The 25,497-nt window shown below is 50.3% G+C and carries 25 protein-coding genes; 16 read left to right on the top strand and 9 right to left on the bottom strand.

Going from position 1 to position 25,497, the window contains the following annotated elements; all coding sequences use genetic code 11:
- Positions 1–6 precede the first annotated feature (6 nt).
- From NDA01_RS09890 to coaE, 5 genes are all read left to right on the top strand, one after another.
- A complete protein-coding gene (locus NDA01_RS09890) occupies positions 7–1,689 on the top strand; it encodes a GspE/PulE family protein (protein WP_348227822.1) in 1,683 nt (560 codons plus the stop codon).
- 204 nt (positions 1,690–1,893) lie between these two features.
- Positions 1,894–3,033: a hypothetical protein gene (locus tag NDA01_RS09885; protein WP_348227821.1), complete on the top strand. Its 1,140-nt coding sequence runs from the start codon at positions 1,894–1,896 to the stop codon at positions 3,031–3,033.
- A 111-nt stretch (positions 3,034–3,144) separates the two neighbouring features.
- Positions 3,145–3,501, top strand: a complete 357-nt coding sequence (locus NDA01_RS09880; RefSeq protein ID WP_348227820.1) for a rhodanese-like domain-containing protein — start codon at positions 3,145–3,147, stop codon at positions 3,499–3,501.
- Positions 3,502–3,919: 418 nt separating this feature from the next.
- Entirely contained in the window at positions 3,920–5,014 is a 1,095-nt protein-coding gene (gene hrcA, locus NDA01_RS09875) for a heat-inducible transcriptional repressor HrcA (RefSeq protein WP_348227819.1), read from the top strand.
- A 119-nt stretch (positions 5,015–5,133) separates the two neighbouring features.
- Positions 5,134–5,919, top strand: coding sequence for a dephospho-CoA kinase (gene coaE / locus NDA01_RS09870; protein WP_348227818.1), 786 nt, complete (start codon positions 5,134–5,136; stop codon positions 5,917–5,919).
- A gap of 70 nt (positions 5,920–5,989) precedes the next feature.
- On the opposite strand, the gene NDA01_RS09865 is transcribed toward coaE, so the two are convergent.
- Positions 5,990–7,423, bottom strand: coding sequence for a TldD/PmbA family protein (locus NDA01_RS09865; protein ID WP_431193361.1), 1,434 nt, complete (start codon positions 7,421–7,423; stop codon positions 5,990–5,992).
- A 261-nt stretch (positions 7,424–7,684) separates the two neighbouring features.
- Here NDA01_RS09865 and NDA01_RS09860 point away from each other — a divergent pair, with 261 nt between their 5' ends.
- On the top strand, positions 7,685–9,355 hold the full coding sequence (locus NDA01_RS09860) for a sensor histidine kinase (RefSeq protein ID WP_348227817.1): 1,671 nt from the start codon (positions 7,685–7,687) through the stop codon (positions 9,353–9,355).
- A 190-nt stretch (positions 9,356–9,545) separates the two neighbouring features.
- Here NDA01_RS09860 and NDA01_RS09855 read toward each other — a convergent pair whose 3' ends face one another.
- The 3 genes from NDA01_RS09855 to NDA01_RS09845 all read right to left on the bottom strand — a co-directional run bounded on the left by NDA01_RS09855 (position 9,546) and on the right by NDA01_RS09845 (position 13,243).
- A complete protein-coding gene (locus tag NDA01_RS09855; protein ID WP_348227816.1) occupies positions 9,546–11,168 on the bottom strand; it encodes a DICT sensory domain-containing protein in 1,623 nt (540 codons plus the stop codon).
- A gap of 268 nt (positions 11,169–11,436) precedes the next feature.
- Entirely contained in the window at positions 11,437–12,927 is a 1,491-nt protein-coding gene (locus NDA01_RS09850) for a UDP-N-acetylmuramoyl-L-alanyl-D-glutamate--2,6-diaminopimelate ligase (protein ID WP_348227815.1), read from the bottom strand.
- Between the two features lie 31 nt (positions 12,928–12,958).
- Positions 12,959–13,243, bottom strand: coding sequence for a glutaredoxin family protein (locus tag NDA01_RS09845; RefSeq protein ID WP_348227814.1), 285 nt, complete (start codon positions 13,241–13,243; stop codon positions 12,959–12,961).
- A 345-nt stretch (positions 13,244–13,588) separates the two neighbouring features.
- On the opposite strand from NDA01_RS09845, the gene sbcD reads away from it, so the two are divergent.
- From sbcD to recJ, 3 genes are all read left to right on the top strand, one after another.
- On the top strand, positions 13,589–14,896 hold the full coding sequence (gene sbcD / locus NDA01_RS09840; protein WP_348227813.1) for an exonuclease subunit SbcD: 1,308 nt from the start codon (positions 13,589–13,591) through the stop codon (positions 14,894–14,896).
- A gap of 201 nt (positions 14,897–15,097) precedes the next feature.
- Entirely contained in the window at positions 15,098–15,550 is a 453-nt protein-coding gene (locus NDA01_RS09835) for a hypothetical protein (protein ID WP_348227812.1), read from the top strand.
- A gap of 39 nt (positions 15,551–15,589) precedes the next feature.
- On the top strand, positions 15,590–17,650 hold the full coding sequence (gene recJ / locus NDA01_RS09830) for a single-stranded-DNA-specific exonuclease RecJ (RefSeq protein WP_348227811.1): 2,061 nt from the start codon (positions 15,590–15,592) through the stop codon (positions 17,648–17,650).
- A gap of 137 nt (positions 17,651–17,787) precedes the next feature.
- Here the strand turns inward: recJ and psb30 are convergent, their stop codons facing one another.
- Positions 17,788–17,919: a photosystem II reaction center protein Ycf12/Psb30 gene (psb30, locus tag NDA01_RS09825; RefSeq protein WP_190438500.1), complete on the bottom strand. Its 132-nt coding sequence runs from the start codon at positions 17,917–17,919 to the stop codon at positions 17,788–17,790.
- 235 nt (positions 17,920–18,154) lie between these two features.
- Here psb30 and NDA01_RS09820 point away from each other — a divergent pair, with 235 nt between their 5' ends.
- The 3 genes from NDA01_RS09820 (at position 18,155) to NDA01_RS09810 (ending at position 19,404) form a co-directional block, all read left to right on the top strand.
- The gene (locus tag NDA01_RS09820) at positions 18,155–18,511 is read left to right on the top strand and encodes a YkgJ family cysteine cluster protein (protein ID WP_190438502.1); all 357 of its coding nucleotides are present in this window, start codon (positions 18,155–18,157) and stop codon (positions 18,509–18,511) included.
- A gap of 56 nt (positions 18,512–18,567) precedes the next feature.
- Positions 18,568–19,023 (top strand): TMEM165/GDT1 family protein, encoded by a 456-nt coding sequence (locus NDA01_RS09815; protein WP_348227810.1) that lies wholly within the window; start codon positions 18,568–18,570, stop codon positions 19,021–19,023.
- A 78-nt stretch (positions 19,024–19,101) separates the two neighbouring features.
- Positions 19,102–19,404, top strand: a complete 303-nt coding sequence (locus tag NDA01_RS09810; protein ID WP_348227809.1) for a TMEM165/GDT1 family protein — start codon at positions 19,102–19,104, stop codon at positions 19,402–19,404.
- A gap of 117 nt (positions 19,405–19,521) precedes the next feature.
- On the opposite strand, the gene NDA01_RS09805 is transcribed toward NDA01_RS09810, so the two are convergent.
- Complete coding sequence (locus NDA01_RS09805) at positions 19,522–20,040, bottom strand: DUF4149 domain-containing protein (protein ID WP_348227808.1); 519 nt, start codon at positions 20,038–20,040, stop codon at positions 19,522–19,524.
- An 871-nt stretch (positions 20,041–20,911) separates the two neighbouring features.
- Between NDA01_RS09805 and NDA01_RS09800 the strand changes: the two genes are divergently transcribed.
- The 4 genes from NDA01_RS09800 (at position 20,912) to NDA01_RS09785 (ending at position 23,622) form a co-directional block, all read left to right on the top strand.
- Positions 20,912–21,493, top strand: coding sequence for a DUF2808 domain-containing protein (locus NDA01_RS09800; RefSeq protein WP_348227807.1), 582 nt, complete (start codon positions 20,912–20,914; stop codon positions 21,491–21,493).
- An 85-nt stretch (positions 21,494–21,578) separates the two neighbouring features.
- Positions 21,579–22,538, top strand: a complete 960-nt coding sequence (locus NDA01_RS09795) for a type II secretion system F family protein (protein WP_348227930.1) — start codon at positions 21,579–21,581, stop codon at positions 22,536–22,538.
- Between the two features lie 153 nt (positions 22,539–22,691).
- Positions 22,692–23,060, top strand: coding sequence for a hypothetical protein (locus NDA01_RS09790; protein WP_348227806.1), 369 nt, complete (start codon positions 22,692–22,694; stop codon positions 23,058–23,060).
- 97 nt (positions 23,061–23,157) lie between these two features.
- A complete protein-coding gene (locus NDA01_RS09785) occupies positions 23,158–23,622 on the top strand; it encodes a hypothetical protein (protein WP_348227805.1) in 465 nt (154 codons plus the stop codon).
- Between the two features lie 24 nt (positions 23,623–23,646).
- Here the strand turns inward: NDA01_RS09785 and NDA01_RS09780 are convergent, their stop codons facing one another.
- From NDA01_RS09780 to cobM, 3 genes are all read right to left on the bottom strand, one after another.
- Entirely contained in the window at positions 23,647–24,000 is a 354-nt protein-coding gene (locus NDA01_RS09780) for a phenylpyruvate tautomerase MIF-related protein (RefSeq protein ID WP_348227804.1), read from the bottom strand.
- Between the two features lie 105 nt (positions 24,001–24,105).
- On the bottom strand, positions 24,106–24,585 hold the full coding sequence (locus NDA01_RS09775; RefSeq protein WP_190438536.1) for a flavin reductase family protein: 480 nt from the start codon (positions 24,583–24,585) through the stop codon (positions 24,106–24,108).
- Between the two features lie 89 nt (positions 24,586–24,674).
- On the bottom strand, positions 24,675–25,490 hold the full coding sequence (gene cobM / locus NDA01_RS09770) for a precorrin-4 C(11)-methyltransferase (RefSeq protein ID WP_348227803.1): 816 nt from the start codon (positions 25,488–25,490) through the stop codon (positions 24,675–24,677).
- Between the last annotated feature and the right edge of the window lie 7 nt (positions 25,491–25,497).

The following is a 25,497-nucleotide window of genomic DNA, read 5'->3' as shown; positions in this document are numbered from 1 at the left end:
AAAATTATGCAGACACCTTTTGCTTCCCTATCCGCTTGGCATCAGCTAAAGAACCGGGAAATTACTTGCGAAGAAGCACTACAGCTACTAGTGGATGCTCAGGGTGGCGTTAGGCTGGAATTGCTCGATCGAGAAGTGAGCTATCGCTTTTTGCGCGAGTTTCCCGATCGCGGTACTTTACCACCCGTGATTCCGCTGCTCTTGTGGCGTAACTGTTATTTCTTAGGCAGTCCGATCGCTTTGCCTTTAGAGGAAATTAGAAAGCTCAGCGATCGCACCTTTACTGAAATCAAAATTATTCCGATTTCCGATAAAAGCTATCGCAACTGGTTCCACAGTCAAAACCTAGATAACAACCGCATTAGCTCAACACCGCTGGTGAATCCCCTCACCGGGGAACAAGACCAAGAAAATATTGGGGAAGTCACCGAACTCTACCTTTCTAAAGCAGTAGACCAAATCAGTCGCATTCGGACCATCATTTCTGGAGCCTTACGCAACCGAGCCAGTGATATTCACCTAGAACCCACGCCAGAAGGGTTGAGAGTGCGTTATCGCATTGATGGCATTTTGCGCGACATTACCACGCTGCCTCTAGAAATCAGCCGTCGGGCGATCGTGGCGCTGAAAGTAATGGCGGATATGGATATTGCAGAAAGCCGCCGTCCTCAAGATGCCAGAATGGGCGAAAAATATGCCTCTGGCCAAGACTCCGACTTGGGCTTAGACATGCGAGTTAGCACGCTGCCTTGTATTGGTGGCGAAAAAGCTGTCATTCGTCTGCTACCGCGCCAAAATCCCTTCTCTAGCATTGACGAACTGGGTTTTACTGATAAAACCTTGGCTATCTATAGGAACTGGCTCCAACAACCTCAAGGCATGGTGATTTTTACGGGTCCTACGGGGTCGGGAAAGACCAGTACGCTCTACACCAGCCTGCAAGCCGTAGCTACAGAATTTGTCAATGTAATCACGGTTGAAGATCCAGTTGAGTATGTGTTGCCACGCATCACGCAAACCCAAGTGCATGAACCCGCAGGCATGACCTTCGCGGCCGGACTACGGGCAATTCTCCGGCAAGACCCAGACATCATCATGTTGGGGGAAATCCGGGACAGTGAAACAGCAGAAACAGGAATTCGTGCCGCTCTCACCGGACACCTTGTTCTCACGACGTTACACACCAATGATGCAGCCAGTGCCATCCCCCGCTTAAAGGATATTGGTCCGGACCCAGGCCTGATTAGTGACGCTTTGCTCGGCATTGTGGCTCAGCGCTTGGTACGCCGAGTCTGCCCTCACTGTGCTGAACCTTATACCCCTACAGAATCAGACTTGAAAGTGCTCGGCTTAAACCTAGAAGAAGCCACTCCAGAGTTATGGCGTAAGGGCCGAGGCTGCTCAAAATGCTTTAACTCCGGTTTTCTGGGCCGAGAGGCAATTATTGAATTGCTAGATGTGGATGATACGGTGCGGCAAATCATCTATGAAGGAACGATGACCCAACTGCACCGTCACCTCAGCGAAATCAATTTTGCTTCCTTCCGCGTTGCTGCGATCGAAAAAGTGACGACAGGAGTGACAACAATTACCGAAGTGCTGCGGGTTCTACCTCATAGTGCTCTGTACCGTAAGACTACAGCTCGACCCCAAATGAGCCATATGAAGTTGATTAATGCCACTTCCTAACCAGAGCCTTACCCAGCTTGCCTCCGTTTTCGGTCAAGACTTGCCTCTAGAGCTAGATTTCTGGAATTAGGTACTTTGGCTTGGTTTGCACTAGTTACACAATCTAAAAAAAATCTGTAAAGGCTTGATAAAACAGATATGCCTGTGTCTTTTTATGCTGGGATAGTTGGGTAGGATAGTCCCAAGTATTAGAGGCGATCGCAAATGATGGGGTTGAGTTCTGTTAGTACTCTGGACAGCAGCCCGCTCAATTCGAGCCGCAACGTTGCAGGTTGGGTCCAGGAACTCCAAAAGGCCGACCAAACGTTTTATAACATGATGACGTTGGAGATTTGGTCCCTGGCTCAGACGATGGATGAGATCCAGCCTGGCTTCTGGGCAGACTACATGCGTAACCGCCAAACCATTGTGCAGCAATACATCAAAGAGCGTCGCCGCCAAGACCCCAAGCTCAACCATCCCTCCCTACATAAGTCTGCCAGCACCCGCAAACGCTCTCCTTTTGGTTGGGCTACCGAGAAGCCTGTTCCAGAAATAGCTGGGCAAAGAGTTACTGCTTTTTCTGAAAGTTTAGAGCGAGATTTGCCCAAGGTGACCTCTCGTTCAGTTCGTCCTTTACTCGCAGAACCACCCGTTGATGAATCCGCTACTCTCAGCGATCTAGTGATCATTGACGTGTTTGAAGAAGCTGAGTCAGTGAACTCTCCATTGGCTGATCAACCCAGCGTTATAGAAGCTGAGGCATCCATCTCTCCGTTGTCTGGCCCCTTACCTGGCATGGCTCAAACTTCTGCATCTGCTTTGACTAAAACTTCAAGAGAAACCACGATTCAAAGCAGGGCTGTATGGTCAGCATCCCCTACGCCTACTCGTAGAACGCCAGCAGTTGACTTAGTAAAACTACCTCATTTAATGCGCTTTCCAGTTGTGAAGGTTGCGCCTGCCTTGGTCCCGCCCCAAACTGCCGGGAATCTGGCAACCACAGTTGTTGCTTGCTGGCTAACCCGGAATTTTTTGGTGCAGGCACCCTATCAAGAGGGGCCTTTGGGGATATCAAAACGCTGCGATCGCATTACTTTAGAACCGGGACAGACCATCGTTTGTCAATTAGGCTTTCAACTAAAGGGCTTGACTTCTGCGGTGCAAGTCCAGCTAGTCAAAGCGCTCCGCAGCCAACATCAACTAACCGTGGCTTGGTTTGAACCAACAGTACAAACCAATGAAGCTGGAGCCGTAGAAACTCCTGAAGTCATGGTGCAGCTCACCAATCGAGGAACGCAACCTTGTTCACTACAAGCTGGGCAAGCGTTCTGTCGCTTAGAATTCCTCTGCTCTACAAGTTAAGTATTGAGTCGTCATTAGCACTTGGCACTACTGAGCTGACAAGAGTGCTCTAAACCCAGATAAAATCAGTTTAGAGTCTATGGCTGAGCGATCCAGCAAGCGGGCAATTTCATGACCAACCAATCTACGAATCCAGCTTTTACTCAAATGAGCGTTGAGGAACTGGCAAAACGTTTAGCAACACCTGAGGGCTTGCAGTTGGTTGATGTACGAGAACCGCAAGAAGTTGCGATCGCCAACATCTCCGGCTTTACTAATTTGCCGCTCAGTGAATATGCAGCTTGGTCAGAGCAAGTACAAAACCGCTTCGACCCCCAGGCAGAAACGATTGTGCTTTGCCACCACGGGATGCGATCAGCACAGATGTGTCAATGGTTAGCTAGCCAGGGGTTCACCAATATCAAGAATGTTGAGGGTGGCATCGAAGCATACGCTGTTTTAGTTGATTCATCAATTCCTCGTTACTAGCGTTCTGGGTTACGGGTCGTTGCTCTTCATTGCAAGTGCTAGCTGTAACACGACAACTACCTGCTTAGGAACTTGGGCTGCTGAATTGAGGACTAATAGACTATAGTCACTGAGTAGAAGCTGGAAGCGATCGCAGCTAGTAGGATCTTCCAAGGCCTCAGGAAGATGGTTATTTTTGCTACTGCTGACGGAGCAGTCCGAAAGAGACAACCAAGCATCTGCTATGTTGGTGGCATCCCAGTACCAATCAGAGTCTAGTCACTACTCGAATCGTCAGTTTAATCACTGGTTCTAAGGCTCTCAACCAAGACGGGAAAGACGGAAGACTAACAGTAAATCCCTTTTTGTAGGCCTTCTTAACTTAATCTTTATTTTTTGACAATTTTTTGAAGCTCAGTTAAATTCAGCTACCGATCTCATGCCTGTACAAGTGAATCTCACCGATCGACAGCAACGGGTTCTTTGGGCAACCGTCCGTCACTACATTGCGACCGCAGAACCTGTGGGTTCAAAAGCTTTGGTAGAAGAATATAACCTGAGTGTCAGCCCAGCCACGATTCGCAGCGCGATGGGGTATTTAGAAAAGGCGGGGCTGCTTTATCAACCACATACTTCAGCAGGGCGGATTCCTTCCGATTCTGGTTATCGCATTTATGTTGATCAGTTAATTACTCCTTCCGAGACTTTGGCTCGCCAAGTCGATCAACTGTTTAGCGATCGCCTGAACTCGGATAGCTGGAGTTTTGAAGCTTTGCTTCGAGGCGCGGCCCAAATTCTAGCAACCCTGAGTGGTTACGTGACTTTGGTGACGATGCCTCAGACCAACATGGCTCGACTGCGCCATTTGCAAATCGTGCAGATTGAGCCGAGGCAGGTGATGCTGATTGTGGTGACAGATGCTTATGAAACCCAATCGGTTTTGATGGAACTGCCCCAAGCTGACTCAGCTCAAAATCAAGTGGAGGCCTTGGCAGACCCGGAGTTGGTTGAGCGAGAGTTGCAAATTTTATCCAATTTCTTGAATCATCAACTGCGGGGGCGATCGCTGGCGGAATTGCCTTCGCTGGACTGGAGCGAGCTGGGCCGAGAATTTGAACAATACGCAGATGGTTTGCGAGCTTCACTAGCTGATTTGATGCGGCGAACTCAATCACCCCGCACAACCCAAATTTTGGTCAGTGGCGTTTCAGAGGTGTTACGCCATCCAGAATTTTCGGAATTGCAACAGATTCAAACCATTATTCACCTGTTAGAGGAAGAACAAGACCAACTGTGGCCTTTAATTTTTGAATACCCTGATTCTGACTCAGTAGGTAAAAGAGCGACGGTGCGGATTGGAGCTGAAAATCGATTAGAACCAATTCGTACTTGTACGCTGATTTCTGCCACCTATCGACGAGGCACAGTCCCCGTTGGTAGTGTGGGAGTTTTGGGGCCGACTCGCATGGTGTATGAAAATGCGATCGCGATGGTAGAAGCGGCAGCTGATTTTCTCTCTGAAACTTTAAGCTGATTGAAAGCCAAACTTTTATTCTTCTAGGTAATCTCACTTGTTAAAATTTCCTAGAGTGCTGATCCACGGCTCGAAAAGCCTTTAATCAACCATTTTGCATAACTGTACGGGTTCACGATATGAGTCAAAGCTTAAACACCCTTCGTGAACAGCGCGGCTCTACAGATCTAAAGCTGACCCAGCCATCTGCTTCCCAGACCCCAATCTCTGACCAACGGGTAATTGGTTTGACTGGGGGAATTGGGATGGGCAAAACAACCGTTTCTGACTATCTAGCTTCTGCTTATCAGCTACCCATTTTGGATGCCGATTTGTACGCTAGAGAAGCGGTTGGTCCAGACTCAGATGTGTTTCAAGAAATTGTTGAACGTTATGGCGTTGGTATCCTATTGGCCAATGGAGACCTTGATCGCCGCCGCCTAGGTAAGATTATCTTTAGTAGCTCTGCCGAGCGATTGTGGTTGGAACAGCGCATTCATCCGTACGTGCGCGATCGCATGGAGTCGCAACTGCAAGCCTTACCCGCAGAAGCTTACCCCACAGTGGTCCTGGTAGTGCCTTTGCTGTTTGAAGCCCGCATGACCGATCTGGTCACTGAGGTGTGGGTGATTCAGTGTGCGTCAGTTCAGCAAGTTGAGCGTTTACTAGAACGAGATGCCAAAACTTCCCCAGAAGGCGATCGCCTGAGCCTAGAGCAAGTGCAAGCCAGAATCAATAGCCAGATGGCGATTGAGAAAAAGGTAGCTTGTGCTCATGTCGTGCTGGATAACTCCTCGACTTTGGACGATTTACTGAGTCAGGTAGATCGGGCGATCGCAGGAACGCCGCAAGCTCCTCAAGCGGATGCCTCAGAACCAGCATCTAGACAAGCATCTCAAGGGAAATCTAGACTGTTGCAGCCATAACCCTTTGTGAGCATCCGCTTCAACTGAAAACCTGCAAGCTTAAGGGCGAAAACGTCCTGCTAATGCTAGGTTATTCCTCTTCGACTGCTTCGCCACCTACAACCACGTTGCGTAAGCGCAAGCTAGGGCCTCCACAGCCTACAGGCAGACCGCCTTGGCCTCCTTTGCCGCAGCCACCCGATTCATCCCAATAGAAGTCGTCTCCGATCGCTTCAATGTCTGCTAGTGTCGTGAACACATTGCCAGAGAGTGTGACGTCTCTGACAGGTTCGGCAATTTCGCCGTCCCGAATCATCCACGCTTCCCCTGCCGTAAACGTAAACATCTCTCCATTCGTCATGCCACCTAACCAGTTGCGGGCATAAACACCTTCTTTGATGCCTTGGAAGAGGTCGGCAACGGGAGTTTTACCGCGCTCAATCCAGGTATTGGTCATGCGGACAATCGGGGGGTAGTGGTAGTTGAGGCAACGGGCATTCCCGGTGGGAGCTTCACCCAGCTTGCCCGCAGTCTCACGCGAATGTAACCGTCCTACCAAGATGCCATCCTGAATCAACTGCGTAGTGGTTGCTGGTGTGCCTTCGTCATCGTAGAAGTAGCTGCCTCGATGTCCTGGGGGCTGGGCTCCGTCAAAGATTTGCAGCTCTGGTGATCCGAACCGTCGGCCTAAGGTCATGACTTCCAGAATGTCAGGATTTTCGTAGGCCATATCTGCTTCTGAAAGATGCCCAAATGCTTCATGGACAAACAATCCTGACAGAATCGGGTCGATCACAACGGTGTAGGTGCCGCCTTTTACAGGTTGCAACGCTAAAGCATCTACTGCGCGTTGTGCGGCGCTACGAACTTGAGCATCTAGCCCTAACAAGTCTTCATAACCCCGGCGCGAGCCAGTCGTCTCGCGGCCTGTTTGCACCGTTTCGCCGTTACGGGCAGTAGCCGCAAAGCGCATCTCCATATCCACCCAAGACTGTTCGATCAAGGTGCCTTCAGAGGTGGCGAAGAGGATACGTTGAGCGCTATCGCCATAGCGCACAGAAATCGTAGTAATTTGAGGATCGACTGAGCGCAAAATGCCTGCATAGTACTCGCACAGCGTTTTCTTCTCATTCAGTGAAACGTGGCGAGGATCTTGGCCTGTAAGCGGCAGAATGCAAGTATCTTGAATCGGGTTAACGGGAGCCAAAATAGTTTCTTCGTCTCCCACCAAACGAGCAGCAGCGATCGCTTCTTCAATCCGCTCTGCCAGCCCTGAAAGCCGATTGAAACTGGCAAAGCCCCAGCCGCCTTTGTGACAGGCGCGAACTTGCCCACCAATCGAAATGCCTTCACTTAAGCTTTCGATCTTGTCTCCCCGTAACAGGATGTCGGTCCCTTCGGCCTCTTCTAAGCGGATGGCCAGATAATCTACCTGGGAACGGTAGCGGGCAACTAAGTCAGAAAGTAAGCTTTTGGCATCTGTGAGCAAAGTCGGCATGATGAGCGGGGTATGAGTAAACTGCATCCATTTTGCAATTATTTGAACCAATGCTGCCACTCTACCCAGGCGTGTCTGTAAGCTAGCAAGGTGATTTTAGCAGCGAAGCAAAAACTATTGGTTCCACCTAGATCCTCAGTGCAACGGAGATTGACACCTAAGAGTTCGGTTCTACGCCTAGCTCGGATCGGCTGATACCGATAACCTGGTACTAGATGGAGCGAAATTAAGCAGTGTTCGCAGTCTCGGTGCCATGACGAGTGACTGCATTGGGGGGGCTAGAAAGTTGTGCATCAGTGGTTATTGCCAAGCTTAAGTGAAGTATTAGCCAAGAGTGCCTCGAATGAGGTAACTAACGGTGTCACGTCTGCCCGTAAGACACATGGTGAGACACATGAGGTTTCAGTCATATCTGCTGAAACGAGCAGAAGCCATGTGTCGATCGCGCGGCAACGAGTGCGGGCCGAGCGAGAATGGTGGGGGGCGATCGCGGCCCTTAACGTCTTATTAGAAGCGACCTTGCCAGAATTGGCAGAACCTGTAGCAACGGTTCAGTCTCCCCGCAAGCAGCATTCAGCTCTCAAAGCCAAGCAAGGGTTAATTCTCGCAGGGCCATCCTGTATCCTGACCCAACCCAGCCTCAATGCCCGTTTAGCGTCTTGGGTGTTCACGCCTAAAGCTTTAGATGCTTTTGCTTGGATGCCATTTCAACTGCCACCCGCCTCATCAAGTAAAGAGGTATCCGAGGTTCTGGAAACTACCCCTGCTCTGCCTGTGTTGCCTGGTGATCCCTTGGCGGCAGAACAATTTTGTTTGGTTTTAACCTCAGCGTTTAGCTTAGTGATGGTGTTGGGAGAAAAGGCAACCGGCGAACCCGCTTTCAGTTTTTCTTTTGACCCAGAGGTGGTGCAAAGTGCTTGGCGATCGCTACGGCCCCGCGCTTTACTTACCAGTCCTCATCAAGTAGAGCGGTTGGATGCTTTGGTGGCTCAGTTTGCACCTACAGCTCCGCATTACCAAACTGTGATGCAGTTTAGTCAGCTGTTGCTGCAACATTTGCCAGACCCAATTGACTTAGAGGCAGAACTATTAGATTCTTCTCGCCTAGCTACTCACACTTTTAATTCTGAGACGGTTCATCTAGTTGCGGAGCCATTTCCTGAGTTGGCAATGGCTAGTGTGGCGACAACCCCAATGCCTTCGGAGGTTCATGCTCCGGCTGAGGCGATAACGGAGCCGAAAAGTAATTTGGATGTGGAGTTGTTGCAGGCGATCGCCCATGAGGTACGAACTCCGCTCACGACAATTCGCACGTTGACCCGGTTATTGCTGAAGCGGAAAGACTTAGCGCCTGAGGTGCTGAAGCGGTTGGAAATTATCGATCGCGAATGCAATGAACAAATCGATCGCTTTGGTCTGATTTTCCGAGCTGTGGAGTTAGAAACGTCGGCGGTGAAGCGCCCTCCAGTGGCTTTGGCTTCGACTTCTATTGATCAGGTGTTGCAGCAGAGTATTCCGCGTTGGGAGAAGCAAGCGAGTCTGCGGAATCTGACGCTGAAGGTGTTGCTGCCCCAGAAGATGCCGATGGTAGTGAGTGATCCAACGATGCTAGATCAGGCTCTGACTAGCTTAATTGAGCGATTTACTCGCAATTTGCCTGGAGGTAGCCATATTCAGGTGCAGGTGATGTTGGCGGGGAGCCAGTTGAAGCTTCAGTTGCAGTCTGAGTTGCAACCAGAGACTGACCCATCAACTCATACGAGCCATTCAGCGCGATCGGCTTTGAAGTCGATTGGGCAGTTACTGATGTTTCAGCCGGAGACGGGTAGCTTAAGTTTGAGTTTGGGTGTGACGAAGAATTTGTTTCAGGCTTTGGGTGGCAAGTTGATTGTGCGGGAGAAGCCGCAACAAGGGGAGGTGATGACGATTTTCTTGCCTTTGGAGGTGAGTCATTCGTAAGTTGGTTTCGGGTGCAAACCCGAGCCTTGGGGGCACTCGCCCCCAAACCCCCGCTGAAGGACGGTTGCGTCCTCCAGACATCCTCCAAACGAAATTTAGTATGGGCGTTTCGAGTCTGGGTTTTGGTAGCTTTTGGTTCACAACTCCTCACCCCTCACTCCTCTCTCCTCACTTCCTAACTTCTCCCTTTTTATCCTTCATCCCTCATCTTTCCTCCTTCCATAGGTGCTCTATAGATGGGCAAGAGGACGTTGAAGGTGGAGCCTTCGCTGAGTTTGCTTTTGACTGAGACGGAGCCGCCACAGCGGAGGAGGATTTGCTGGACGATGGTGAGGCCCAAGCCTGCGCCACCGGGGTCTTCTCCGGCAACGTGACGGGCGCGGTAGAAGCGATCGAAAATTTTGGGGATTTCGCTGGTGGGGATGCCGATGCCTGTGTCGCGAAATTCTAGCTGGACGTAATCACCCTGTTGTTTGGCTCGAACCCAAACTTGGCCTGATTTTGGGGTGAATTTGATGCCGTTGTGCAGCAGGTTAATCACGATTTGCTTGAGCCAAGCGCTGAGGCAAGAGACAAGGGGAAGTTCTTCTGGCACGGTGTAAGCCAGCATAATGCCTTTTTCTTGGGCTAGAGGCTGATAGGTGCTGACGACTCCGGGCACAATTTCGGCGAGTGAAACGGGTTGCATGGTGGAGTTTTCGATTTCGCGATCGAGTTGTACTAGGTCGAGGAGGCTGGCAATCAGGGAGCCTTGGCGATCGCATTCTGTGCTCAAGACTTGCATGTAGCGTTGTCGCTGAGCAGGTTTGAGGCTGGGGGAGTTGAGCAGGGTGAGAGCGGTTTTCATGTTGGTCAGCGGGGTTCGCAGTTCCTGACCGACGGTGCTGAGAAATTCGTCTTTGAGCCGCAAGGCATTAAGCAATTCTTCGTTTTGGACTTGCAATGTTTCGGCGGATTCGGCCTGCTTCCGATAAATGGTGGAGCGATGCCAAACTTCTTCTTGGCGTTGGACTTGTTTGGTGAGAAAACGGCTGAATAAGTTGGAATCTACTGGTTGAGCGAGTCCTTGCTGCAAGAGTTGATCCCAACTGCCAACTAAATGAGAGGCGGCGATCGCAGACTCAGAATGCAGGGTTTGGGTGACGGTAACGGCTTGCTTAATGCCTGAAAAAACTTGTTGCAGGGTGGTTGGGTTAAAGGAGCAGCAGGCGAGGAGGGGTTGTTTTTTCTCTAAACCCTCTTCTTCTGTAGTGGCTTTTTCGGCAGTTCCACCTTTAGGTGCATTGGTTGGTGTAGCAGTCTCTGATTTGGTAGGCCGCAAGGAGCGAGGCCGATGAGCCAGTACTAAGCCAGAAAATTGAGGAGACAGGAAGAACAGAAAATATTCCCGTTTTAGTTGGCTTTCGGCGGCTAACTGCAAGGTGACTAAAGCCGAGGACGAGTGAGAAACAGCGGAAAAATCTACGGCTTCCTCAGCGTTTCTGAGTAAATCTTGATTCGGATAGGCTTCTCCCTGCCCATTGGCGATCGCAGAGGTCGCACTCAAAACCTCATCTTTAGAAGTTCTAAAGAGATACAGGGTATGAGGGACCTGGGCGGACTCGCAGTAGCGCTTAATTTCGGCTTGCCAAACGTCGTCGCGCGGTAGCTTGATCCAAAGGGTGGCTGGCAATTTCTGCTCGATCAGAACGTCAATCGCAGAACTCACAATAGATTTGAGAGTCGCAGGGCTCACTTGTAGTGGGGCAGGAGACTCTTCAGACTGAAGGGCAAGTTCGTAGAGCGAAACGTCTTGAGTAATAGATGAGCTCATGGGGTATGAAGAAAGTGACAGCAGCTTGACACCCAACCGATGTGGTTGAACTGAAACCAGGTCTCCTTTCAGATCTACTGACTATTTGCAAAAATTGCCACCTACTCGCATTCTTTCGCAACATTTCTGGGCGTAGATCAGAAAACTGTGCTACAGATTCAGCACAACTATACAGGGAGCGGAACGAACGGCGATTCGCTCCTAGGAGAAGGTATAACTCAAGTTAGGTAAGGCGATCGCTTAATTTCAATCTTGAAAGTTTCTGCTTTTACCGCAGTTCTAAAGCGGCTCTGGCTTGTTCGCGATCGTCAAAGTGAATTTTCTCCGTGCCGAGAATCTGGTAATCTTCATGGCCTTTGCCTGCAATCAGCACCCCGTCTCCTGGTTTTGCTTCCAGAATGGCGGTACGAATGGCTTCGGCGCGATCGCAAATTACCAGAGGCTTCGCGGTGGGGGGAATGCCAGCTAGAACGTCTTGCAAAATCCGCTCTGGATCTTCGGTGCGTGGGTTGTCGGAAGTGACGATGGCTAAATCTGCCAAGTCAGCAGCAATTTTGCCCATTTGAGGTCGCTTGGTGCGATCGCGATCGCCGCCACAACCAAACACACAAATCATGCGCTCTTTAATAAAGGGACGCGCTGCTTTCAGCAAGTTTTCCAGGCTATCTGGGGTGTGAGCATAATCCACAATCACGCTAATGTCTTGCTCAGCGTTGCTTTGGACTCGCTCCATCCGTCCGGGTACGCCCACAAACTGAGGCAACGCAGCAACAATGGTTTCCAGCTCTAAACCTAAGTGGAGAGCGGTGCCGACCGCAGCGAGTAAGTTAGCCAAGTTAAATTGACCGACTAAGGGCGAGCGGAAGGCGATCGCTCCTTTGGGAGTGTGCAGTGTACCGCTGACTCCGTTCGATTCGTAGGTGAGGTCACTTGTCCAGAGATCAGCCTTGGAGTCTTGGGTGCTGTAACTCCACACTTGCTCTGCTGGTAGCTGATCGATTAAGCGCCGTCCATAAGCATCATCTTGATTGATAATGGCTCGCCCCTTGAGGTAGCCAGGGCTAAATAGAAGGGCTTTAGCGGCGAAGTAATCTTCTAAGTCGCGGTGGTAGTCTAAGTGGTCTTGAGTGAGATTGGTGAAGACGGCCACTTCAAAGCCACAGCCTAAAACTCGACCTTGAGCAAGCGCATGGGAGCTAACTTCCATGACGCCATATTCGCAGCCTGTTGCCACTGCTGCTGCTAGGTTCTGTTGTAGATCGATCGCGAAAGGGGTGGTGTGGGCTGCTGTTTTTTGATAACCAGGCCAGCGAGCATAGAGGGTGCCGAATAGGGCAGTAGAGGGATTTGCCTGGTTAAGTAGAAATTCGATTAGATGGGTGGTGGTAGTTTTGCCGTTGGTTCCTGTAACGCCGACCAGTTGAAGCTTTTGGGCGGGGTAGTTGTAGAATGCGGCGGCTACTTGGGCGCAAGCTTGCACCATATCAGCAGCAGGAATCACACAAGCATCTTCTGCCTCAGTGTGGGGTCGTTTTTGGGCGGCAGTGGATGAAACCAAAGCTGCTACGGCACCAGAGGCGATCGCGCTGGGCCAGAATTCGCCACCATCGACGCGGGTTCCGGGCATGCCGATAAATAAATCTCCGGGTTGGCAAGCGAGAGAGTTGGTGGTTAACCCTTTCACTTCGGATTCCAAAGCGGCATGACTGGGCGGTTGCGTTACGCCTGATACTGCTGCTAATAATTCTCGTAGTTTCATGTCAGCAACTCCTCACATGCACATCCTGCGCCTATTCTGACTGATCTGCTAGCCAATATTTCTGTAGCATTTGCTCCAACTGGGTGACGCTGGATCTGGGTGAAGGACGGGGTAATAGTTCTTCTATGGCCCCTGTGGGTTGGGGATTAACTCTCGAAAGGACGGGGATTTCGTACTGGTAAGCCTGAAACCAGTCGTCACGGGTGGTAATGTCGCGAATCTCTAGGTCGATTTTTAAGTTTTGAATCTGCGCGAGTTTTTCCTGTAGTCCTTCGCATAGGTGGCAACCAGGTTTACTGTACAAAATTAATCGCATGCTTTGTTTTCTACCTTGGCCCCTGCAAAATCTATTTTGTTTATCCGCTATGGAGCTTATTTTTTCAGGAAAGTCTGGTTATATCCAGTGGTTTGGCAATTTCTTGTGTGCGCTTTTCAGTTGAAGCCCGAACCTTGGGGACACTCGCCCCCAACCCCCGCTGAAGGACGGCTGCGTCCTCCAGACCTCCTCCAGACGAGTTTAACTATGGGTGTTTCGATACCTGCGATCGCTACCTCTTCACGCCTCACTCCTCTCCCCTCACTCCTCTCTTTCTTCCTTCCCCCCTAGTCGGTGCTAAGTTGTTGTATACCCAGTCGATTCGTTGTGCCCGGATGAACTGAAGTGGCAATTAAAATTCTGCATCTCTCTGATATTCACATGGGTAGTGGGTTTTCCCACGGGCGGGTTAACCCAGAAACGGGATTGAATACTCGCCTAGAAGATTTTGTGGCGACGTTGGGGCGTTGTATTGACCGGGCGATCGCTGAGCCTGTGGATTTGGTGCTGTTTGGTGGGGATGCGTTTCCAGATGCGACGCCGCCGCCGATTGTACAGGAGGTGTTTGCGACTCAGTTCCGGCGTTTAGTAGATGCCCAGATTCCAACGGTATTGTTGGTAGGGAATCACGATCAGCATTCGCAGGGGCAGGGGGGCGCGAGTCTGTGCATTTACCGGACGCTGGGGGTGCCAGGCTTTGTGGTGGGCGATCGCTTGGAAACTCACCTGATCTCTACTCGCAACGGCCCGATTCAGATCATTACTTTGCCTTGGCTGACACGCTCGACGTTGTTGACGCGCCCCGAAACGGAAGGGTTGTCAATGGCAGAGGTGAATCAGTTGTTGATCGATCGCCTGCGAGTGGCGCTAGAAGGGGAGGTGCGTCGGCTTGACCCGGAGATGCCGACGGTGCTGTTGGGGCATTTGATGGCAGATTCAGCTTTCTATGGAGCGGAGCGATTTCTAGCGGTTGGCAAGGGGTTTACGATTCCGCTGGCGTTGCTGGCTCGGTCTTGCTTTGACTATGTGGCTTTAGGGCATGTACATCGGCATCAAGTCCTGTGCCATGAGCCGCCCGTGGTCTATCCAGGCAGTATTGAGCGGGTAGATTTCAGTGAGGAAAAGGAGGACAAGGGCTTTGTGCTGGTTGACGTAGAGCGAGGGGCTACGAAGCTGGAGTTTTGTGCTTTACCTGTACGAGCATTTCGTACGATTGAAGTGAATGTTTCGGAAGCGGAAGATCCACAAGCCAAGCTCCTAAAAGCGCTGAAGCCAGAATTAGTCGCAGATGCTGTGGTGCGGCTGATTTATCAAATTCGCTCCGAGCAACTAGATGAGATTGATAATGCTCCTTTGCACGCGGCTCTGCACATGGCTCATAGCTACACGATTCAGCCAGAGCTAGTTAGCCAGTTGGCTCGTCCCCGTCTGCCAGAATTAGGAGTTGGTAGTAGCATCGATCCTTTAGCTGCTTTAAAGACTTATTTAGCGAATCGAGAAGATTTGCAAGATATTCAAGGCGATCTGCTACAAGCGGCCCAAAGGTTACTAGACACTGATGAGGAAGAATGGCTAGATGAACAGCCAGCGATCGCTAGCCATCTAGGTTCCAGCCGAGTACTAGATGGAGAAACCCAATTGCGCCTCCTCTAAGCCAAGCCTCATAAAATGCTTGTAGCTTGCGCAGGCTCAGTTCTAATGGCTCTAGGCTTCAGCCTATGAAAGTTCGAATAATTGCAGCGTTAAGACCCAAGCGGCAATAATTTTGCAGCCAATGGGCATGATGTGTCTTAAAGTGCGGCATCCTGCTAATGGGAGCAACCACAGAGATCCACTCATTTCTGCAATCTTTCTATGGCTAAACCTATGGCTAAACTTTTACCGACGATTCTACTGGCACCCGCTTTAATGGCGACAACGTTACTCTTTAGCCAAACTCAAGCTATTAGTCCCGCTTGGGCGGGCACTTGCGCTTCTCGCTGCGGTCCTAAGCCGCTTCAGTTCACACCAGGGCAGCGGGTGAGTGTGGAAGTGGTGAATCAAACTGCGAGTTTAGTGCAGGTTCAAAAAGTCTTTGGCACTGATCCAGTTCCCATGCGGCCTGGGCAGGAATTGAAGTTTGTGCAAGGCGGTGGCACAGAACCCAATATTTCTGTGTACTTCTGGGACGAAACGGCGCTGCCTCTACAAGCTAAACTCTCTCAGCCGAATCCTAAAACCCTACGGATTGAAATTCGGCCAGGTGGAAGACCTCCGGGCGATCGCTCTGTTTATTTGTTAAATGATGGTCGTGTTGCCATCTTTTAGCCAGTACAATCGGCTGAGCGTGTTTGAACTGAAACATCTGTGCTAGTACCCGTTTCTTCCTCCCCTCACCTGTCCCATCGTGAGTACCGCCTCCCCGATAAGCGCTGGGCGATCGCTGAGCGCAATTTGGAACGGGTAGAGGCGATTGTGCAGGCGACTCAGCTTTCACCGCTGCTGGCTCAAGTACTGATCAACCGAGGCATCGCCACGCCGGGACAGGCAGAAATTTTTCTTGATCCGGATTTACAAGTTTTACCTTCGCCGCTAGAAGACTTCCCCGATTTGGCGGGGAGTGTGGAGCTATTGCAAGAAGCGATCGCCAATCAGCATAAAATTGCTATCTGTGGCGACTACGATGCTGATGGCATGACTAGCACAGCATTGTTGCTGCGGGCTTTGCGGGCTTTAGGGGCTGAGGTGGATTACGCCATTCCTAGCCGCATGAGTGAAGGCTATGGCATTAATGAGCGCATTGTGGAGGACTTCCATCGCGAAGGGGTAAGGCTGATTCTGACGGTAGATAACGGCATTGCTGCGGTCAAGCCGATCGCTAGAGCCCGTGAGTTAGGTTTATCCGTCATCGTCACCGACCACCACGAAGTCCCACCAGAAATCCCGCCTGCCAATGCCATCCTCAACCCCAAACTGATTCATGAGGACTCGCCTTATCGAGGTGTAGCGGGGGTTGGGGTAGCTTATGTTCTGGCTGTAACCCTCGCTCAGCAACTGGACGCGAAAGATTTAGGCAACTTGCTACTGGAGTTATTCACCTTAGGCACGATCGCGGATTTAGCGCCTTTAACCGGAGTAAATCGTCGCTGGGTGAAGCGAGGGTTGCAGCGATTACCCAAGTCGCAGATTCCAGGGGTGCAAGCTTTAATTCAAGTGGCTGGGTTGGGTAGTTCCAAAGCTCTTAAACCGGAGGCGATCGGGTTTAGTTTAGGACCACGAATTAATGCAGTTGGACGCATTGCCGATCCTCAAGTGGTGATTGAGCTGCTAACGACCGATGACATGGGCATTGCTCTGGAGCGGGCGATGCAGTGCGAACAAATTAATCAGCACCGCCAGCAACTTTGTACTCAGATTGAGCGGGAAGCGATCGCCTGGTATGAAGCCAGTGAGATTGACTTGCAGGACGATCGTGTGTTGGTCATTGTGCAACCTAATTGGCATCACGGGGTGATTGGCATTGTGGCTTCTCGTCTGGTTGAGCGTTACGGCGTGCCTGTCTTCATTGGCACCTATGAGGACGACGACCAAAAAATTCGTGGTTCAGCCCGGAGCATTCCTGACTTCCATGTGTTTGAGGCATTGGAGTTTTGCAAGGAAGTTTTGGAAAAACATGGAGGTCACCAAGCGGCAGGTGGTTTTACCCTCTTAGCCGAAAATCTAGAAGAGCTGCGATCGCGCCTGCGGACTTTTGCCCGTGCCTCGCTGCAACCGGATCAGCTCAAGCCTCTCCTCGCCATTGATGTGCAGGCTCACTTGGAGCAAATTGACCTTTCGCTTTACGAGCAAATTGACGCGCTGCATCCCTGCGGCATCCAGAACCCCGATCCAGTTTTCTGGACTCCAAATGTGCGGGTAGTGGAGCAACGCCTGATCGGAAAAGACCAAGCTCACCTTAAGGTGACTTTGAGCCAGGATGTTAGCCAAGTTGATACGCCACTGGCCGCGATCGCTCAACCTCGAATCCAGGCTTTAGCATGGCGTTGGGGGGAATATTACCCGTTGCCCAATCGAGTGGATATTGCCTACAAGCTGCGAGTGAATGAGTGGCAAGGCAATCAAACTGTAGAGTTGGAATTAGTTGGTGTCCGGTTGCCTAGCTCTGAAAATGCCTTGCGATCGCCAGAAACGGCTGCTACTCAACAGGCTGAGTTTGATTACAGCGATCGTCAATACACCTGTGGTCTCTACGAACAGCAAAAAGGCAAAGAGTTGAGAATCACCAATTCGGAAGGGCAGCAGCTTGTGATTCAGAAAGGGCAGAAATTAGGTTGGCTACTCAAACCAGGTGCAGAAGCCAAGCCAGTAGACGTTTCTCAGCCTTTCTTTTATCAACTGATTAAAACGGCTCTGTCTGCTTTGGGCTGAGAACTTCACCAAAGAAAAAGAGCCTACTGTGAAGCAGGCTCTTTATTACTCTCTCTTACTTGAAGCTCTTTAGGTAAAACTTTGTTGCCGATTGTTTTAAAGCTGAAATCTGGGTCTCAGGTTTAAACAATAGAAATCTAGAGGTCGCCCTTTCCGGCCGCTAACAAGAAAATGACAGCCGGACCAGCAAGCATGATCAGCGCTACGAAGGTGAGTTGCGCGATCGCTTCGAAGTTAATGTTGCCAGCGAGGCCAGACAGAAAATCCATTTCTCCTCCCGAGTTAACCCAATGAATTGTACCTTGGGTTAGAATGCCTGAGGCTTATTTTACCTGTCAACACCTGGTTTCTTTAAGGAAGTTTACAAAACTCTAAATACTTCCAGGTAAGGCAAAATTGGCCTACCATCCATTCGCTTCAAAAACCGCTAAGCTCATTCAGGGGGCGGTATATCTGAATTGTCAGTGCCACCCAGTGGGCCAGTTTCTAGAGACTTTGTAGATTATGCCAACTTGGCGTTGTGTCAAATATTGTGGGGCTTGTTGTCATCTCGACCCCAGCGATCGCCCTGATTTGGACCAATATTTATCAGGTGATGAGCTAGCACTTTATCTCAGCATGGTAGGCGAGGATGGTTGGTGTGTTCACTTCGACCACGACAGTCGTGAGTGCAGCGTTTATGATGACCGTCCTCGCTTCTGTCGAGTCCAGGCGGATGTGTTTCAAGATTTATATGATGTTGAGCCAGAAGAACTCAACGATTTTGCGATCGACTGCTGCGAGCAGCAAATCGAAGCGGTATATGGCGATCGCAGTTTAGAAATGCTGAAATTTGAGCGCGAGATTGGCGTGATTCATTGATCTTTCAGGCAACCCTGAGCATAATAATGAAAAGAATATGAAATGGCGCGTTACCTGTGCAATTATCTTCCCGCCCTACTAGTCTGTCTGCCCCAGCTTCGCCCGCTGCTCAGTCATTGATGGAGCAACTCAATGGGCCAGAGTCTAAGATTCATGCAACTTTGATTGAAGAAGTGGAACTGCCACGGCAGGCTAGTGCTCCGCATATGTCTCAGGATCGTCAAGAGCGTTGGCAAGGGCTTGGAGTGTTTTGCTCTACCTTTGTCACCATTTTTCTCGCGGAGTTAGGCGATAAGACCCAGGTGACGACGCTATTAATGAGTGCGGAATCCCAGTCGCCTTGGATGGTGTTTGCAGGAGCAGGATTGGCTTTAATTACGACTAGCTTGTTGGGTGTGCTGGTCGGGCGTTGGCTAGCTAATCGGCTGTCGCCCAAATCCTTGGAGACGGCTGCGGGAGCAGCTCTGTTGCTAGTTTCTGTTTCCCTCCTGTGGGATGTCGTGCATTTTTAGTACCGCTGGCTCCAACCAACTAATTCGATCAACATTTCAACGGTTCGCGATCGCTGCCCTGCAATTTCTTAAAACCCTATGGATTGGCACCTGCTTGGATTGAGTTTTATCACCATCTTTTTGTCGGAATTAGGCGACAAGAGTCAAGTGGCAGCGATCGCCCTGAGTGGCAGTTCTAAATCTCCACGGGCCGTATTTTTTGGGACGGCAGCGGCCTTATTGTTCGCCAGTTTGTTAGGGGTGCTTTTAGGTCATGGAGCGGCTCATCTTTTGCCAACTCGCTTAGTTAAGGCGATCGCAGCTTTGGGATTTGCCTTGATGGCGGTGCGGTTGCTATGGCCCAGCGCTGATGTACCTCCAGACGCAGAGGAAGTTTCCTAGCTAATTTATTTTCAAGGTTTACAGTCACCTAAAGCAAAAGCTCCCGATCGGCTCAGGAGCTTTTTTCATGGCTAGAAATTAGGTTGTGCCTCTGCTGGTGAAGCAGGTAAAACGCAACTAAACGCGCTCGCGGTAGCAAAGATTTAGCAATAGTCCGCCAGAGGCAAACTTCAACAGCTCCAAGGCCCAGTAGCTACCATGCAACTGGTTCATCCCGACTGGAATTTCGATCGCCGTATTAAACAAATTTAGCTCCATGCCTAGAGCACTCATTTGAGGCGTGAGAGCGTAGGTGTAAAGAAGAGCGATCGCCACTAATATGGCGGCAAGTACCGCTCCAGCATGGCCCTTGCGGTTGTAGACAGGTTGTAGGTAGCGCAGTGCTAAAACTCCCGTCAAGGCTACGGCAGCGCAGAGCAATTCAATGCGGTTGAAAAGCCAGAAAATGGCGTATCCAGCTGCGGCAAATCCAGGTTGGCTCATCATGCCTGCTGCGTAGAGACTTGGCATAATTACCAGGTCCAAAATCAGGCTGCTGCTGAGCCAAAAGGCCAACGCAAAAATTACAACTGTCTGCCATTGAGGTCGCTGCATTACGCCATTGGAAATGCTAAAACTATCTACGCTTGAATGCATAAAAATTCCTGGATGTACTTACCTTTAGCTTAGCGAATCTATTTCCTGACAACTATGAAATAAATCGGAATTGTCTCAGGCTAAAGTCGATTCATTTAACCGAAAAGCTTGGCTTAGAAAAACGAACCAGAACAACAAAAACTGCTGAGTTTGCAAGTCAATAGATCATACGTGAGGTGAATTTACCTGTCCGCAAAAGTGATACAAAACTAAATGAGTCTGACAGAAGGCTGCCAGACTCTTCAAGAGTAGTCAATCAGGAAGTTTGTTTCAAAGGTGGACAGAAGCCTGCTCGTCAGATCTGCGAAAGGTTACAACACCTCCTTAATCACTGAAATAACCTATCATCCGTCTACCACAGCCTATGAGGTAGACTCTTAACCACCGCTTAAGATACTTCAGACGAAGCACTTAATTTTCTGCAACGAGCTTTACAAAAATTGTGCTGATTGTAAGGGAAGGGAAGCAAGAAACCAATGACGAGATTGATGAGTTGTAAAATTGGTAAACTGCTTATTGCTTGCGAATACAGCTACTTTTGTAAAGTCAGATCGAACATTGGAGAAAACATTCTGACTAGCGCAGGAGGCTAACCGTTTCAGATCCTAGAAGTTGTCAATTGGATTGAATGAGGAGGAGCTATTTGGTGCCTGAATTTAGAATAGCACCGAGGTTTTGAAAGCGTGAGCTGTTTTGTAGAAGTTCACTCCTAATTAACTTTAGAAACAACCCGCAAAGAAACTAAATACTAGACTTAAGTTCTTGCTCTTTGCTTGTGGTTAACGGCAGCGATCGCAGCACCTGATCTACAACTGAAGTAGAGACAAAACAAGCTACCTGGAAGTTGGTAGATCTAGGTGGGAGATAGGCGATGAAAGGGATTGCGACTATTTTAGGGATTTTACTGACGGCAGCTACGGCTACCTGGAGCCTGAATCTGCCATTGCAGGCGGTGACCCTAGCAGATGGCACGGTCTACTTTGTGCAACCTCCTCGGTTGGTGAAGGCGACTACAACGCAGAGCGCGACCTATGCTTGGTCAGCTACTTACTATTTCACGTTGGATGTACCGAAAAATGCAGGAGAACCGTTACAGAAAGTGACGATCGCACAGCGAGAGGGGATTGATGCTTTGCGCTACGACCTGAAAGACACCCAAGCTTTTGTGGGTGAACCTAGAGGCAAGAGACAAGCGGTGGCCTTAAGTGAAGTAATCGGCGATCGCAAAACTCGGACGGTCTCAGTGGCATTCGATCCGCCGATTCCTCCTGGTCAGACTGTGACGGTAGGGCTGCGTCCGGTACGCAATCCCAACATCGGTGGTGTGTATTTGTTTGGGGTTACAGCCTTCCCAGCAGGTGAAAAAGCGCATGGGCAATTTTTAGGCTTTGGCCGACTGCACTTTTATGACTCTCGTGATGCTTGGTTTCTCCGCGATCGCTGGTTTCGCTAGGTTTCATTCCACTGAGTTAATACAAACTCGCTTGCTAAGCTAAGCGAATTAGACCAAGCTGGCACTTATAACTTCAATCTTGCCAGTGGTGCTCTCTCCCAAATTCAGGCTCAAAGAAATTGCCAGTTTCTTCCACCAATTTTCGGCTTTGCTGGATGCAGGATTGCCTGTGCAGCAAAGCTTGACTTTGGCGGGTAGAGATTGTAGCGCGGCTTTTCAGCGCTCTCTACAGCAAGCTAGTACCAATGTTGCTCAGGGACAGGACTTGGCGACTGCGATGACTCTAACGCCAGCGGTTTGGAGTCCGTGGACTTTGGCTTTGATTCAGATGGCTGAGTACAGCGGTAGCTTGGCGGCAACTTGTCGCAAACTAGCGATCGCGGCTGAGCAACAGCAACGACGGACGCGGCTTTATCGCTCGGTGACCTTCATCGGTCTAGCGACTGTGATCAGTTTGCTGTTGCTGCTCGTAGTTGTACTGCAAGGCAGTGGTAACTCTCTAGGTCAGCCTGGCTTTTGGGTCACAGCAGGATTGCTATTAGCGCTTTTGGGTGGAAGTGCCTATGTAGTTGGGACTCGACCGCTTGATGCGGGCCTGTATCGATTACTAGTTCAACTACCTGTCCTGAAGCCGCTATTGGAAGCTCAAAGCATGTTGTACTTTACCGAGCTGGAACTGCCCCTGAGCTGTGGAGTGCCATTGCTGAGCGCTTTGGAGTTAATTCGCGATCGCATTCTCAATCCAGAACTCGCTAAAAATTTAACGATCGCCAGTCAGCAAATAGCGCGGGGGCAAACTATAAGCCGCAGTCTACAAGGTAAGATTCCAGCGATCGCGCTGCAAATGATTCGGACGGGCGAAGAAACTGGCAATTTAGATGCCATGCTGCAAAAACTCGCCGCTTATTACGAAGGAGAATTAGAGCTAAAACTTCGGCAGCTTCAGGGAGTGTTGCGTCCCTTGAGCTTGCTAGCGGGGGGAGCGTTCGTGCTGGTATTGGGCATGCAGATGGTGCGATCGCTGCTTGATGCCTTACCAGGTTGACTGGAGTAGCTTCAATGAGTTCTCGCCCGTCAGATCTAACGCCAGAGCGAAAAACTTTCCACGGTAACTAAACTGTAAATTCATCCGCCAGGGTAGACGGTACGCTACATTAGCAGTTGGAAGAGACGACATCAGCAAAAGAATTTCTCAATCATGGTAGAACGTCCCATCAAGAAGTCTGAACGTCAGGTTGCAGACAATCCCAGTAGTGATGCAGCAGGGTTCCAAGGATCGGAAGCTTCCGATTCGGGTACTCGCAACTCTGAAGAACGAGGCAGAAGTCGGCCTTCACGCGATAAAAGCGATAGAAACGATAAAGGCAGTGACAGAGGCGGCGACAGAGACAAAAGAAAAGGCAGAGGCAGAGATCAAGAAGACGATCGCGCCAGAACTCCGGTCAATCCTGCTTTGATGCGGGGACCAAAACCTACTCAGCCGAAGCCGCCTGTGGTGCAGCCAGAGCCAGAAGTAGAGGAGAATGCTACCGCTGAGGCAGATTCAGAAGTTGCAACTGAAAGTTAAGACTTGATTGATGGAGTTGGACCAAGCTAGACCCACTCTCAAGGGTTAGCTGCCAACCAGCAGGGCTGCCATGTTTGAGAAACTCAGGAGGGTTTGAATGAGTAAACCGTTAAACGCTGCTCTCTCGGAAGAGATTGCTCAGCGACTTAGTCACAAAGCCAAAACCTCCTTCGACAATGCTTACGAAGCAGCCTTGCTGATTCCAGGAGTTACCTATGTGCAAGGATTTCTGGTGCTGCCAGGCATACCCTACAAGCCAATGGAGCACTGCTGGCTGGAAGTTGAGGATGCCATCGTTGATCCCGCGTTGCCCCACCTAAACCGCGCTCCCGAAGAGATTTGGTATTTCCCAGCTCAGCGCTTGAGCGTCAAGAAATTGAAAGCTGCGATCGAAGAAGCCAAAGAAGATTATCCAGAGGACGATCCGCTGCCTGTGTATGGACCTGCCCCCTATGAGTATTACGGGGACGCGATGTTAGGGGGCAAAGACTATCTGGAGGCGTTTCAGGCAGCAGAGGCAAAGTGTCGAGAACTCAACCAATCAGAACTAGATCGCAATTAGTGTGCAATTAGCGATCGCCTCACCTTAGCCAAACGTGGAGCCATTCCAACCCCACATCGAACCTCTAGCATCTGAAAACTCAATATAGGTGCGATTGGCAGGAATCCCTAAAGCTTTCTCAATTTGCTCAGAAAAGTCTTGACTCATGGCTTTGTTTTGTGTCGGCCCCATTGTGCCCACACTCTTAATTTCTACATAGCAAGTGGGGTCGGATGTGCCTCCGAAAGTCATGGCGACTCCTGGCTCAAAAGCTGTCATCACGTAAGACTCAGGCTTGCCCGTGTGTTTCGCTAGACCAGCCGACAACTGCTTGAGTAAGCTGTCTACTTGAGACTTGTCTGGAGCAGAAATAGAAGTTTGAACCTTGATCAAAGGCATAGTGACAATATAAAAATTCTAAAACTTCACTAGCTGATGAGTTGATTGTTTAGGCTAAGCCCAAGACTCAGCCCTCACAACCTCTTATCCTTAGCAATTAAAGTGTTAGCCACCGTATTGCCAGCCTGTGCTCTCTAGCAAGAGAGGTTCGCCCTCACGATGAGTGCCTGCTGCAATCACTTCACCTACGTAAACCGTATGATCGCCTTGCTCGACCGCACCAACTACGCGGCATTCCACGTATCCCAAAGCTTCCGAGATGATGGGGCAACCCGTTTCTCCGAGGTAAAACTCGACATCATCGAACTTGTTACCGACTCGACGCTGCGGTTGAAAAAACTTTTGCGCCAGGTCTTTCTGTCCTGCTTCCAAAAAGCTTAGGACAAAGACACCGCTGCTCTTGATCATGGCGTGAGAGCGGGAGTCCTGTTTGACACAGTTGACGACGAGAGGGGGCTTAAAGGAAGCCTGCATAACCCAACTGGCAGTAAAGCCATTTACTTCTTCCCCTTCTTTGACTCCACAAATGTAGAGCCCGTGGGGAATTTTACGCAGGATTGTCTTTTTCGCTTGTTCGTCTAGCAAGGGTCTATACCTGATTGGCACTACATCGCTCAGTGTATTACAGACTCACGAGAGGAAAACCACAGCCCAGCCATAATCCGACTAGAATCTTACTGGCGGAAGAGATGATCGTGTTCTGGATGATAGAGCCGCGATCGCGCCTGAGTTGCTGTTAGAGCAGGACTAATCACATAGAGCGTAGTCCGGATCAAATTCTCCTGCTGAGTCACTGTTGCCATTTCGCTCAGCGGCACCACCCGGATTTTTTCGTCAGGCCAGCCAACGCGAAAACAAATCGCCACAGGCGTATCTGCGGCATAATGTTCCATCAACTTCGCCTGAGATGCTTCCACATGACGAGCGCTGAGGTAGAGACAAAGACTAGCCTTGTGTGCCGCCAAACCCGCTAACTCCTCCGCCTCCGGCACCTCGGTACGACCACTAATCCGAGTCAAGATAATTGTCTGTACCAACCCTGGCACCGTTAGCTCCACTTGCAGCTTCGCCGCCGCCGCCTGAAACGCACTAATTCCAGGAATCACCTCAAAAGGCACTTCCGCCTCCGCCAAAGCCTGCATCTGCTCATGCACTGCTCCATACAAACTCGGGTCCCCTGAATGCAACCGCACCACCGACTTTTGCGATCGCACCCGCTCCACCATCAGCGGCAAAATTTCCTCCAGCGTCTTATTGGCCGTGCGAATCAACTCCGCATCTGCCCGCACCCCCTGCAAAATTTGTCGAGGCACCAAAGAATCCGCAAACAAAATCACATCCGCCTGCGCCAGCAACCTTTGCGCCTTAATCGTCAGCAACTCCGGATCACCCGGACCCGCTCCGACAATGTAAACGGCAGGCGCTAGACCAGATTTATCCTGGGTTTCAGGGAGTTGGCTGACGACAGAATTAATATCAAACGTAGTCATAAATCTC

Origin of the sequence: Trichocoleus desertorum AS-A10 (assembly GCF_039962155.1) — a bacterium.
In the GTDB taxonomy this organism is placed as follows: Bacteria; Cyanobacteriota; Cyanobacteriia; order FACHB-46; family FACHB-46; genus Trichocoleus.
This window is presented reverse-complemented; position numbering and strand designations above follow the sequence as displayed.

Coding starts and splice junctions, on each gene's coding strand:
- NDA01_RS09890 (WP_348227822.1), top strand. CDS start 7: ATGCAGACACCTTTTGCTTCCCTATCCGCTTGGCATCAGCTAAAGAAC.
- NDA01_RS09885 (WP_348227821.1), top strand. CDS start 1,894: ATGATGGGGTTGAGTTCTGTTAGTACTCTGGACAGCAGCCCGCTCAAT.
- NDA01_RS09880 (WP_348227820.1), top strand. CDS start 3,145: ATGACCAACCAATCTACGAATCCAGCTTTTACTCAAATGAGCGTTGAG.
- hrcA (WP_348227819.1), top strand. CDS start 3,920: ATGCCTGTACAAGTGAATCTCACCGATCGACAGCAACGGGTTCTTTGG.
- coaE (WP_348227818.1), top strand. CDS start 5,134: ATGAGTCAAAGCTTAAACACCCTTCGTGAACAGCGCGGCTCTACAGAT.
- NDA01_RS09865 (WP_431193361.1), bottom strand. CDS start 7,423: ATGCAGTTTACTCATACCCCGCTCATCATGCCGACTTTGCTCACAGAT.
- NDA01_RS09855 (WP_348227816.1), bottom strand. CDS start 11,168: ATGAGCTCATCTATTACTCAAGACGTTTCGCTCTACGAACTTGCCCTT.
- NDA01_RS09850 (WP_348227815.1), bottom strand. CDS start 12,927: ATGAAACTACGAGAATTATTAGCAGCAGTATCAGGCGTAACGCAACCG.
- NDA01_RS09845 (WP_348227814.1), bottom strand. CDS start 13,243: ATGCGATTAATTTTGTACAGTAAACCTGGTTGCCACCTATGCGAAGGA.
- NDA01_RS09835 (WP_348227812.1), top strand. CDS start 15,098: ATGGCTAAACCTATGGCTAAACTTTTACCGACGATTCTACTGGCACCC.
- psb30 (WP_190438500.1), bottom strand. CDS start 17,919: ATGGATTTTCTGTCTGGCCTCGCTGGCAACATTAACTTCGAAGCGATC.
- NDA01_RS09820 (WP_190438502.1), top strand. CDS start 18,155: ATGCCAACTTGGCGTTGTGTCAAATATTGTGGGGCTTGTTGTCATCTC.
- NDA01_RS09810 (WP_348227809.1), top strand. CDS start 19,102: ATGGATTGGCACCTGCTTGGATTGAGTTTTATCACCATCTTTTTGTCG.
- NDA01_RS09805 (WP_348227808.1), bottom strand. CDS start 20,040: ATGCATTCAAGCGTAGATAGTTTTAGCATTTCCAATGGCGTAATGCAG.
- NDA01_RS09800 (WP_348227807.1), top strand. CDS start 20,912: ATGAAAGGGATTGCGACTATTTTAGGGATTTTACTGACGGCAGCTACG.
- NDA01_RS09790 (WP_348227806.1), top strand. CDS start 22,692: ATGGTAGAACGTCCCATCAAGAAGTCTGAACGTCAGGTTGCAGACAAT.
- NDA01_RS09785 (WP_348227805.1), top strand. CDS start 23,158: ATGAGTAAACCGTTAAACGCTGCTCTCTCGGAAGAGATTGCTCAGCGA.
- NDA01_RS09780 (WP_348227804.1), bottom strand. CDS start 24,000: ATGCCTTTGATCAAGGTTCAAACTTCTATTTCTGCTCCAGACAAGTCT.
- cobM (WP_348227803.1), bottom strand. CDS start 25,490: ATGACTACGTTTGATATTAATTCTGTCGTCAGCCAACTCCCTGAAACC.